Annotated in this window: 11 protein-coding genes, 1 tRNA gene, 1 pseudogene and 1 other annotated feature; of the genes and pseudogenes, 3 read left to right on the top strand and 10 right to left on the bottom strand. The window is 43.4% G+C overall.

Annotated elements, in window-relative coordinates; translation table 11 throughout:
• Both ilvN and ilvB read right to left on the bottom strand, forming a co-directional pair.
• Positions 1-464 (bottom strand): acetolactate synthase small subunit (gene ilvN / locus RAC86_RS28560; RefSeq protein ID WP_377886282.1); only part of this gene is annotated, 464 nt, incomplete at its 3' end.
• Positions 461-2,185, bottom strand: coding sequence for an acetolactate synthase large subunit (gene ilvB / locus RAC86_RS28555; RefSeq protein ID WP_004398643.1), 1,725 nt, complete (start codon positions 2,183-2,185; stop codon positions 461-463). The genes ilvB and ilvN, both read right to left, overlap by 4 nt.
• Before the next feature lie 121 nt (positions 2,186-2,306).
• Positions 2,307-2,553 (bottom strand) — a binding site (T-box leader).
• Positions 2,554-3,000: 447 nt separating this feature from the next.
• Here ilvB and cotQ point away from each other — a divergent pair.
• Both cotQ and RAC86_RS28545 read left to right on the top strand, forming a co-directional pair.
• The gene (gene cotQ, locus RAC86_RS28550; protein WP_041351755.1) at positions 3,001-3,336 is read left to right on the top strand and encodes an inner spore coat protein CotQ; all 336 of its coding nucleotides are present in this window, start codon (positions 3,001-3,003) and stop codon (positions 3,334-3,336) included.
• 228 nt (positions 3,337-3,564) lie between these two features.
• Positions 3,565-3,951: pseudogene (locus tag RAC86_RS28545) on the top strand (GNAT family N-acetyltransferase).
• Positions 3,952-4,068: 117 nt separating this feature from the next.
• Here RAC86_RS28545 and RAC86_RS28540 read toward each other — a convergent pair.
• Positions 4,069-5,337 (bottom strand): Kelch repeat-containing protein, encoded by a 1,269-nt coding sequence (locus RAC86_RS28540; RefSeq protein WP_377886281.1) that lies wholly within the window; start codon positions 5,335-5,337, stop codon positions 4,069-4,071.
• Between the two features lie 217 nt (positions 5,338-5,554).
• Here RAC86_RS28540 and RAC86_RS28535 point away from each other — a divergent pair, with 217 nt between their 5' ends.
• Positions 5,555-6,379, top strand: coding sequence for a YsnF/AvaK domain-containing protein (locus RAC86_RS28535; RefSeq protein WP_377886280.1), 825 nt, complete (start codon positions 5,555-5,557; stop codon positions 6,377-6,379).
• A 63-nt stretch (positions 6,380-6,442) separates the two neighbouring features.
• Here RAC86_RS28535 and RAC86_RS28530 read toward each other — a convergent pair.
• The 7 genes from RAC86_RS28530 to RAC86_RS28500 all read right to left on the bottom strand — a co-directional run.
• Positions 6,443-6,516, bottom strand: a tRNA-Arg gene (locus tag RAC86_RS28530).
• A gap of 128 nt (positions 6,517-6,644) precedes the next feature.
• Complete coding sequence (locus tag RAC86_RS28525; protein WP_377886279.1) at positions 6,645-7,154, bottom strand: metallophosphoesterase; 510 nt, start codon at positions 7,152-7,154, stop codon at positions 6,645-6,647.
• 15 nt (positions 7,155-7,169) lie between these two features.
• Positions 7,170-7,766: an XTP/dITP diphosphatase gene (locus RAC86_RS28520; protein WP_377886278.1), complete on the bottom strand. Its 597-nt coding sequence runs from the start codon at positions 7,764-7,766 to the stop codon at positions 7,170-7,172.
• A 12-nt stretch (positions 7,767-7,778) separates the two neighbouring features.
• Entirely contained in the window at positions 7,779-8,516 is a 738-nt protein-coding gene (gene rph / locus RAC86_RS28515) for a ribonuclease PH (RefSeq protein WP_377886277.1), read from the bottom strand.
• A 110-nt stretch (positions 8,517-8,626) separates the two neighbouring features.
• Entirely contained in the window at positions 8,627-9,727 is a 1,101-nt protein-coding gene (gene gerM, locus RAC86_RS28510; RefSeq protein ID WP_377886276.1) for a spore germination protein GerM, read from the bottom strand.
• A 114-nt stretch (positions 9,728-9,841) separates the two neighbouring features.
• Positions 9,842-10,660, bottom strand: a complete 819-nt coding sequence (racE, locus tag RAC86_RS28505) for a glutamate racemase (RefSeq protein ID WP_015251521.1) — start codon at positions 10,658-10,660, stop codon at positions 9,842-9,844.
• Between the two features lie 7 nt (positions 10,661-10,667).
• Positions 10,668-11,013, bottom strand: a 346-nt coding sequence (locus RAC86_RS28500; RefSeq protein WP_377886275.1) for a MarR family winged helix-turn-helix transcriptional regulator, incomplete at its 5' end; no start/stop codon positions are given.

The raw sequence follows: 11,013 nt of genomic DNA, 5'->3' as shown, positions 1-11,013 counted from the left end.
AAAGCCGTTGTACCTGTTCTCGCGATTTCTTTAATGCCATAAGGTTTTAATAACTCAATAAGCGCTTCAATTTTGTTAGATTCACCCGTCACCTGAACAACGATGCTGTCTCTGCTGACATCAACGACAGAGGCTCTAAACGGTTCTATGATTCCATTAATCTCTGTTCTTGTTGAAGGTGCGGAGACAACCTTGATTAAGGCCAGCTCCCTCTGGACAATCGATTGATTTGTGATGTCTGTGACTTTCAGCACATCAATCTGTTTGTTGAGCTGTTTCGTTAACTGTTCAACATCATTTTCACCTTCAACATGAACGACGAAGGTGATTCTGGAAACGCCGGCTGTTTCTGTGTGTCCAACTGTAATGCTTTCAATGTTGTAATGCCTTTTTGTGAATAGACCGGTGATCCGGTTTAACACCCCGGAGCGGTTCACCACAGTCAATGTGATAATTCTTTTCAAGGTTTCACCCCCACCATTTCATGCAGCCCTTTCCCCGGAGCCACCATCGGGAATACTTTTTCTTCGCTGGCAACCCGCACGTCAATGACAACAGGTTCTCTTGATGTTAATGCCTCTTCCAGCTTTTCCTTTGCTTCCGCTTCTGATGAAATTCTGATGCCTTTAATGCCGTATGCTTCGGACAATTTGACGAAGTCAGGCTGAGAAGCGAATTTAGATTCTGAATAACGTTCTTCATAGAAAATTTCCTGCCACTGTCTGACCATTCCGAGACAAGCGTTATTTAAAATCACTACCTTGACCGGAAGATTTAATTCGCGAATAACATCGAGTTCTTGAAGCGTCATTTGGAATCCGCCGTCTCCGACAACCGCGACAACAGTAGCATCTTTTTCGGCCAGCTGTGCGCCGATCGCCGCCGGAAGACCGAATCCCATCGTTCCAAGTCCGCCTGACGTGACCCATTTATCTGCTTTTTGGAACGGATAAAATTGCGCTGACCACATTTGATGCTGGCCTACATCCGTTGCGACAATGGCCTCTCCTTTTGTAAATTGATGAATATATTCAATCAATTTCTGAGGTTTAAAACCTTCTTCTTCATTATCTACATACCAGAGCGGATACTCTTCTTTCCATTCTGCGAGCTGTTTTTTCCATTCGCTTGAATCGCTTTGTTTGCCGTCTTGTTTGATCAGCTCCTGCAGGACAATTTTGCTGTCTCCGACTACAGGAATCTGTGTTTTCATGATTTTTCCGATTTCAGCTGGATCAATATCGATGTGGGCTATCTTTGCGTTTCTGGCAAAGTGTTTCAGGTTTCCTGTGACACGGTCATCAAAACGGGCGCCGATACTGATTAATAGATCACATTCATGAAGGGCCATATTGGCTGTATAAGTACCGTGCATTCCCGCCATCCCTAGGAAAAGCGGATGGTCAGCCGGGAAGCCTCCGAGCCCCAAAAGGGTGTGTGCCACAGGGATTTGCTGCTGTTCAGCATAATTTTTTAATTCTTCTGACGCTTTTCCGTGCAGTACGCCCGCACCCGCCAGGATCACCGGTTTTTTCGCACTGCTCACGGCTTCCACAAGCTTGCGGATCTGCAAATAATTCGGCTCTGTTGTCGGCTGGTATCCCGGGAGATTCATCTCATGATCGTAGCTGAATTCTCCTTCAATTGTTGCTACATCTTTCGGAATATCAATCAATACAGGTCCGGGTCTTCCAGTTGTTGCAATATGGAACGCTTCTTTAATGATGCGCGGCAGATCTTCCGGCTGGCGAACCTGGTAGCTGTGTTTTGTTACTGGCATCGTAATCCCTAAAATGTCTGCTTCCTGAAATGCATCGCTCCCGATTACAGAGGTTGCTACCTGCCCTGTAAAGACAACTAACGGCAATGAATCAATCATGGCATCAGCAAGGCCTGTAACAAGGTTTGTCGCTCCCGGCCCTGACGTGGCAATGACGACACCCGGTTTTCCGGAGACCCTTGCGTATCCCTCCGCTGCATGAATTGCTCCTTGTTCGTGACGGGGAAGGATATGTACCAACCCTGAATTGTATAGCTTATCGTAAATCGGAAGCACAGCCCCGCCCGGATAACCGAAGATCATTTCTACTTTCTCTTTTTTTAATGATTCAATCAGCATTAATGCTCCGCTCATCGTCTGTGTACATTCGGCAGATGCTGAATCCACCTGTACATTAGTCCCCATTTTAGTTCCTCCTTTTGGATTTTCATCCTTTAAAGATCAATCTTTTATTAGCTTTATAGCTGATTATTCAATAAAAAAAGCCCTTCCGCCCACAATCAGCCGCGCAGTAACTGCGATAGCTAAAAGGGGCGAAAAGGCTTTTCTTTCCGCGGTACCACCCTTGTTTACGGCCTGTTAATCGGCCGTCTCATGGATATTTCTATCCGCTTTAGTAACGAGTGAATCAAGTTCACCCGGCCAAGTCCTACTGTCATTTCAGACTGGCACTCTGAGGCGAGTTCACCTTGTAAAGCTTCGCCGGTTCTCAGCTAACCCGGTTCTCTGTGGAAAACTTTATCAAGGCTACTTATCCTCATCTGCGCTTTTCATATTCAGCCTTCGGAACGGCTTTCCAGCTGTTCAAGAAGGTCGTTTGTTTTTCATTTTTTTAGAATCATACTGCGATGATTTTCGCTTGTGAAGCTTGCGTTTATCTTTTGTTGAACTCATATTACGCCGCTTTGGACGCAGTGTCAACAGCATTTTTTAAAATTATTAGACAATTTCGATTAATCAAACTATATTGTATACGCTTTCATTATTGGTACAAAAGGAATTGCAAATGTTAAAAGTTTTTATAATTTTTTTATTAATCTATAAAGAATAAAACAGAATTATTTAATTTTATATAAACATGTAAGATTTTATAACACACTATGGTTCGTATATGGATTGAGTCTGACAGATCATCTTGCAATCCATTTCAATTTCGGATAGGCACTTCTCTTGTTCCCTCGGCATACATTAATGATATCTTGCAAAGAAAAGGTGATACGATGAATAAATCATTAGCAGACATGCAAGGATTCCCTGCAGGCTTCCCAAGCTTCCCGAGCTTTCCGCAGCAGTACTATCCTGCTACCCCTGCCTTCTACCAGCAAAGCCAGCAGCCATTTGGAGGCTACGGATACGGACAGCCGTTCAGCCAGGCATACAGCCCGTTAACCACTCCCTCTGGAATGTACTCCTCATTCCCATACGCTTCAGGATTTTACGGACAGCAATTTTCAGGTGCAGGCTTTAGCGGCCATGGCGGCAGCTTAAGTGCTCCAGCGATACATGCCGGCGGATTCAGCGGGGCGCCAGGCGTACACGGAGGCTTTAGATATTAAAGAAGACCACAAGGGCCGAACATCTATTGCGGTCCTTTTATTGTTTTAAAACGACTTCACAAATACAGTCACATTTTCTGTCTTTATATTTGGAAACAGGATGGGATGAATTGAACGATATTCTGCACAACCCGTAAGTTTTCGAGGAGGAATAAAATTGCATATAAAAATATAGACGATTTAACTGGACGCCAGGTGGTCTCACTTGTGAATGAGCATTTACATAGCATGACGCTTATGTCCCCGCTAGAAAGCATTCATGCCTTAGGTTTAGAAAAACTAAGAGGGCCTAGAATAACATTTTGGAGTGCATAGGAAGGTGATGAACTAGCTGGCTGCGGAGCGCTAAAAGAACTGGACACCCGGCATGGAGAAATCAAATCAATGCGAACATCTGCATCACATTTAAGAAAAGGCGTTGCCAAACAAGTTCTCCAGCACATCATTGAAGAAGCCGAGAAGCGAGGCTATGAGCGGTTAAGCTTAGAAACGGGTTCAATGGCTTCATTTGAGCCGGCAAGAAAATTGTATGAAAGCTTCGGTTTCCAGTATTGTGAACCGTTTGCAGACTACAGTGAAGATCCAACCAGTGTGTTTATGACGAAGGAATTGTGAGACGATTTTATAAGGATAGATAAGTGCAGGGGAAGGTCTGTCTATCTCTTACCGTTTTCCCTTCTAAAGTTTAATAGAGTAAGTCAACAAAAACCATCCAACATTGCATTGGATGGTTTATTTATATTTATTTACTTCGTACATCAAAATATTTTTAAACACAACATAAACCTTTTTACTCTCACAAGGCCCTTTGTTGTTGTCATGCTCATCTATTTCATAAAAGCCTGGTCCCTCTCCGGCATCACGCTGCTTGTACCATTTGAGGAATCCATTCACTTCTTTCATAGACAGCTGATATTCTTTTTGCAAACCGTTTACCATGGTGACAACAAGAAGGGCGTCTCCGTCTTCTGCTGAGTTATCCTCAGAAGGTGTTGTTGATCCTTTATCCTTATCTCCCGGAGTTTCCTCTGAATCGGATGGTATGTTTAAATCCTTTAGCGAAATAGATATAACTGATTTAATTTTAGCATTTGCATTATCACCAAAACTTCCACCAAAACTGGAGTTTTCTTCTCTTCCACCAATTACGTAAAGTGTATCATCAATAATGGCAGAAGAATGCGCCATTCTGTATAGCGCTTTCGGATTTGTCACTGCTGTAACTGATTGACTTTTAGGATCGTACACCTTAATTCGGTTTACACCTCCAGTCATCAAAATTTTCCCTTTATAAGCAAGCGCAGAATAATATCCTGCTGTGAATCCTTTACCATTTTCTGCCCATGTGTCTTTTTCTGGATCATAAACATAAACGATTTGGGGAATATAATGCGTTCCGCCAAGAATATATAGTTTATTATCAATTACTGCAGTAGAAGCTCCTGTTACTTCATAATTTAAATTCTGTTTTTTCTCCCATTTTTTCGTTTCGAGATCGTAACTGTAAGTCGTTGCATATCTAGAATTTTCATAGGCCACAACATATATTTTCTTTCCTATAGCTTCTGCATAAATCTTATAAGCTGGAACTTTATTATTTCCAAAGGGAAGATCATCTAATTTTTCCCATGTATCTTTTTTTGGATCATAAACTTCTACTGTCTTGACAACTCCATCGTTTGACCTTCCACCCATGACATAAATTTTACCGTCAACTGTAACAGTTGCAGCACCTCCCCTCTCTGTGGGCATGTCGGCTTTTCTTGTCCATTCATTTGTTTTAGGATCATAGACAAACGTTTGATTCCCATAAGTACCTGGTTTTACAGTCCCGCCACCTATCACATATATCTTTCCATCTACTACACCGCTGCTTGCGCCGACACGCGGCTCAGGCAAATCTGCTCTTTCTTTCCATTCAACTGTTTCCGCGCTAACTGTTTGGAGCGATTGAAACAGCGCAATAACAAATAAGAAAAAAACAACGAACCATTTTTTCAAAAGAAAACACTCCTTTATTTAATTGTTTCACATAACAAATATCGGCATGACTATGAATTTTTTCATATCTTTTCCTGTATATTCATTTTTCAGGAAATTCCAATTAAAATTTTCTCTAAAAAACTCGAATGTTTTCAATTTTGTTTAATTCAAAGAACAGCGGGAATTACAAACGACATGAACGATATAATGCAAATTCATAAAGGAGGAGATTGATATGAAAAGCATAGTTGGTGTATACGAAACTCCGCAGGAAACCATCGCAGCGATTGAAGGCTTACTCACAAAAGGCTATGATTCTGATGACATTTCTGTTGTGACAAGTCGGCGAGATACAGATTATTTGGAGTCACGTACAGGAACAGAAGTCAATCAAGCCATCGATGCACATCAGGACGAATCTGAATCTTTTTTCGATAAACTGAAAGATTATTTCACAATGGATGATACTGCTACACACAGCAAAGCATTATCCGACTTGGATATTAAAACTGATGAAATAGACAAGTATCAAGAAGATTTGGATGACGGAAAACTTCTGGTAGCCGTCGATACAGATGCAGATGTAATTGCTCCTATTGATAACGGCAATGCCCTTTCAGGCGGCTTTTCAAGCACAAATGAAATGGCGGATTATACAACGAAAGAAGAAAAAACGATGCCGCTCCGGGAAGAACAGCTGAAGGTCGATAAGGAAGACGTCCAAACCGGCGAAGTAGAAATAGGAAAAGAAGTGAAAACAGAAAAAAGAGATATGGACATCCCTGTGAGACATGATGAAATTTATGTCGAACGCCGTCCAGTGGATGAAAATAAAACGGACGCTGCTCCCGTCAACGATTCGGAAGAGATCAGAGTTCCAATCGTTGAGGAAAAGCTTGAAGTGACTAAAAAACCGGTTGTCACTGATGAAGTGGTTGTCGGCAAACGCACTGTTGAAGAAAATGAACATATTTCTGAAACTGTGAAAAAAGAAGAACCTCGTCTGAATAAAGAAGGAAAAGTTGATGGCTTGGATGATGATCCGTTAAACAACAAATGAAAATCCTAACACGACAACAAAAAACCTCAAATCCTAAATGGATTTGAGGTTTTTCTTTTGGTACGTCCCAGGAGAGATTCGAACTCCCGACCGACGGCTTAGAAGGCCGTTGCTCTATCCAGCTGAGCTACTGGGACACGTTTGTTTTTTATTTTTTGCTTTAACTATCAGCGACAAGATTTATTATATATGGGATGCAATAATAAGTCAACGGTTTTTTAGAATTTTTTTCATGAGGAAGAAAATTTTCTTCCTCATGACATTTTCATAGTGTGACTCGATTTTGCAGATCCTCAATTTCATTGCCTGCTTGGTCGTAAAAACGGACTGTCGCAGCATCATTTTCTAATGTCAGTATAGCATAGCTTTCTGTCCTGCGCACCCTCGGAAGCCGGATGCTGCCTGGGTTAATCATCAGTTTTCCGTGCAGCACTTCGCTTCCCGCGATGTGCGAATGCCCGAAGCAGATAACATCCGCTCCGAGTTCCTCTGCACGATAGTATACGTTTAACAAGGTCTGTTTTATACCGTGAAGGTGGCCGTGTGTGACCAGTATTTTTCTTGAGCCGGCATTCAGAAGAAGCTCGTCCTTAAAATCGCCGGCAAAATCGCAATTGCCTTTTACAACCGCATAAGGCTCCAATGCAGGATGCCTCGTTTCAAGCTCAGAGTCCCCGCAATGAATCATGAGATCAACTTCTGCCTCATGCCGTTTCGCAATGGTTTGGAGTTCTTCTTCAAGCCCATGGCTGTCACTGATAATCAGCACGTTCATGTACAAGCTTCCTCCTTATGCCTCCAAAAGCTTAGACAGCTTTTTAAGCGCGTCAGCCCTATGGCTGATTTTATTTTTTTCATCACTTGTCAGTTCAGCCATTGTCTTATCTTTATCTTTCACGATAAAGATTGGGTCATAGCCAAAGCCATATTCTCCTCTCGGTTCTTCGGCAATATACCCTTCAACATGGCCTTCGACTGTTTTTGTTTCCTCTCCGGGAATACTCACGGCCAGTGCGCAGCGGAAACGGGCGGTGCGCTGTTCTTTTTCGATACCTTTCAGCTCGCTGAGCACTTTTTCGATATTTGCCTGGTCGTCTTTCTGTTCCCCTGCATAGCGGGCTGAATAAACCCCGGGTCTGCCGCCAAGATTATCGATGGATAGACCGGAGTCGTCCGCAATCACCATTTTGTTCACTGCTTTGGCAACAGCTTCCGCTTTCAGAATGGCATTTTCTTCAAATGTATGGCCTGTTTCTTCAATTTCTTCTGCGAATCCAATTTCAGCTAAAGATTTGACCTCATAGCCTCTTGGCTCAAGAATTTCTTTGAATTCCTTCACTTTTCCCGGATTATGTGTTGCAATAATTGCTTCTTTCATGATGATCAAGCCTTTCTGTCTTTATTTCAGTTCTGGCAGAGAATCACCCAGCACTTCTTTTTGCTTGTCAATCAGCTCTTGGATTCCTTTTTCCGCAAGACCCAGAAGACCGTTCAGATCCTCTCTAGAAAAAGTCGCCTCTTCCCCGGTTCCCTGCAGTTCCACAAAACGGCCGCTGCCTGTCATGATGACATTCATGTCAACTTCAGCGGAGGAATCTTCTTCATAATTTAAATCTAACAAAATTCCCTGTTCCTTATCAATTCCAACAGAGATCGCAGCAAGAAAATCAGTGATCGGATTTGTCTTGATTGTTCCTGCTTTGATCAGCTTGCCAATCGCAATTGCCATAGCAAGAAATGCGCCTGTAATGGAAGCAGTTCTAGTTCCTCCATCAGCTTGAATGACATCACAGTCAATCCAAATCGTCCGTTCACCGAGCTTTTCCAGATTTACAACAGCTCGAAGCGCGCGGCCGATCAGGCGTTGGATCTCCATTGTTCTGCCGGAAATTTTCCCCTTAGAAGATTCTCTGATTGTTCTTTGGTTTGTTGCCCGCGGCAGCATGCTGTACTCTGCTGTAATCCAGCCTTTCCCTCCGCCCCGCAAAAACGGCGGTACGCGGTCCTCAACAGACGCGTTGCAGATTACCTTTGTATTCCCTGCTGTTATTAGAACAGAACCTTCCGGATGGCTGATAAAATCCAAATCGAATGTGATTGGACGCAGCTCATCGTGTTGTCTTCCGTCATGTCTCATGTTTTACCTCCGATTGTATGTACATAAACCATTTTTGTCCCGGAATTGAATAAAGAAAGAGGCAGCCGGAACGCTAACCTCTTTCTTTCTAGTATATCAAAAATCCCAATTTAAAAACTACCCGTATTCACTTGAGAAGGTCTGGAGACCGGTTCTGTGAGCTTTTCGCCTTTTTCATTTACAAGCTCTGATTTTCCGTTCACTTTAACAGAGACGCTTTTTACATCCGGCTGCTCCGTTAACGTCAGCACAATGCTGTTCAGCACTTCTGAAGAAATCATTTTCGTCTTCTCATCGGCACTGCCGAATATAGATTGATTGAAATCCAACGTCACGCGCCCGTCTTTGATTTTCGGTTTGCTGACCAGCTTTACATCTTCGCTGAAGTCTGTTAACAGCCCGCTCACCTTACTTGGCCCTTTAGCCAATTCATTAATGGCTGCCGTAATGTCGTCTTTTTCCGAATTGTCGATTCGTTTGGTCACAGGCACGTAGTATTCACTGTCTTCGTTTTCCGCCAAGTAGTAGACTGTCAGCGGATGGGTAGCAGTGAGATCATTTACACCGGCTGTCTCCAAATTAATGCCGTCTTTGCGGCTTAAATCATCTGAGATCGGCGTCCCTCCTACAGGCATCTCCTTCAGTTCATGCCCGTTTATTCTCATCTTCACTTTATCTATCGAACTAAATTGCGTCAGCGTCCACGTCACAGATTGAACGATTTTCTGTTCGTCTTCTTTCTTATAATTTTTGAACTCATTAGAGAAATCAGCTATCGCGGTTCCATCTTTTTTGATGTCAACGTTAACGGTGGTGTCAGCCGGCAATACAGCTCTGAAGCCATTCGGAAGAATTTCAGACACAGGCCCGCCCTGTACGAGGTATTCAAGCGCCTGCTTAGCCGTGCTCTCACTTTTAGGGAGAGGCAGCGTTTGCGCAACAACATACCCGTTTTTATCAATGAGATAAAGCTCCCTCATGACAGTAGATGAGGCTTGATCCGCTTTTGCTGTATCGCTTTTTTCACTTTCTGTTTTTTTGGCTGCTGTTGTATTTGAATTGGCACCCGCTTCATCGTTCACGAATGTAACGTCTTGAGGCGGATCAATTTCCTCGGCTGCCTTATCAGATTGAAACAAACCGCATCCGGATAAAAGCAAGACAGAGGTGAGACAAGTGGCACCAATGACTGCAGGTCCTTTTTTCAGCATACTTTTCCCTCCTAAGGATGTTTGTACTATTATGTATACGAGCCTCTTTAGGAAATAGACCGAAGAATTCCGGCAAAACAGAAAAAAACCCGCAACATACCGTTGCGGGGAAAACTATCTTCTAATCGGTTCTTGCAGTGAGATGCATTCCACATGGCCGACTTCATGGCCAAACCAATCGTCTGCGATTTTTGCAAACTGATCACGCGCCCCTGTTGTCAGGAACTGATGATCCGGGGCATTCGCAGACTGGTTCAGCAGCCCTTTATACGAGAGAATCGTGCTGACTTCCCGGGCTGTTTCATCGCCGGACGAAATAATGTTAACGTGTTCTCCCATATATCTTTGAATGGCTTCTTTCAAAATGGGATAGTGGGTGCAGCCTAAAATCAGCGAATCAATCGATGTGTCTTTTAACGGATACAGCGAGGTTTTGACAATCTCGTCTGCTGTTTTGTCGAGAAACTTCCCGCTTTCTACAAAAGGCACAAGCAGCGGGCAGGCAAGGTTTTCAACCTTCAGATCAGGGTTTAATGCCAAAAGCGCCTCTTCGTATGCATTGCTCTTAATCGTATTCTCTGTGCCGATGACACCGATATGCTGATTATCCGTCACTTTTATCGCTGCTCTCGCACCAGGCTGGATCACTCCGACCACCGGTATACCGACGCTTCGCTGGATGTCATCCAATGCGATCGCTGTTGCTGTGTTACAGGCGATCACGAGCATTTTGATGTGGTGGTTTTCGAGTAAATAATTCGTCAGCTCCCACGTATATTGAAGCACCTCTTCTTCAGGGCGCGGCCCATAAGGACACCGTTTCGTATCCCCGACGTAGATAATATTTTCTTTAGGTAGCTGTCTCATGATTTCCTTCGCAACGGTTAAACCGCCAACCCCGGAATCAATGACTCCTATTGGTTGTTCCAACAAAATCGCCTCATTTTCTCTTCATTTCATGCTGCAGTTTCATCAAAGATTTTTCGAAGATGGCTATTTCTTCATCTGTAAACGATTCGAACATATCACGCAGATATTCCTGTCTTTTTGTAATGACCTCTTGGATAATCCGTTCTCCTTCAGGCAGCAGATGTATCCGGACGACACGTCTGTCCGCCGGGTCCTTGACCCGCTCAACAAGCTCATTTTTTTGCATGCGGTCGATTAAGTCCGTTGTCGTGCTGCATGCCAGATACATTTTGCCCGATAATTCACCGATTGTCATATCTCCTAATTCATAAAGCCATTGCAAGCCGACAAATTGCGGCGGCGTAATCGCATATTGA

The sequence above is a fragment of the Bacillus sp. LR_5 genome, assembly GCF_042709275.1.
The sequence above is the reverse complement of the archived record's forward strand: the minus strand, read 5'-3'. Positions and strand labels throughout refer to the sequence as shown.

Coding starts and splice junctions, on each gene's coding strand:
- ilvB (WP_004398643.1), bottom strand. CDS start 2,185: ATGGGGACTAATGTACAGGTGGATTCAGCATCTGCCGAATGTACACAG.
- cotQ (WP_041351755.1), top strand. CDS start 3,001: ATGAATAAATCATTAGCAGACATGCAAGGATTCCCTGCAGGCTTCCCA.
- RAC86_RS28535 (WP_377886280.1), top strand. CDS start 5,555: ATGAAAAGCATAGTTGGTGTATACGAAACTCCGCAGGAAACCATCGCA.
- RAC86_RS28525 (WP_377886279.1), bottom strand. CDS start 7,154: ATGAACGTGCTGATTATCAGTGACAGCCATGGGCTTGAAGAAGAACTC.
- rph (WP_377886277.1), bottom strand. CDS start 8,516: ATGAGACATGACGGAAGACAACACGATGAGCTGCGTCCAATCACATTC.
- gerM (WP_377886276.1), bottom strand. CDS start 9,727: ATGCTGAAAAAAGGACCTGCAGTCATTGGTGCCACTTGTCTCACCTCT.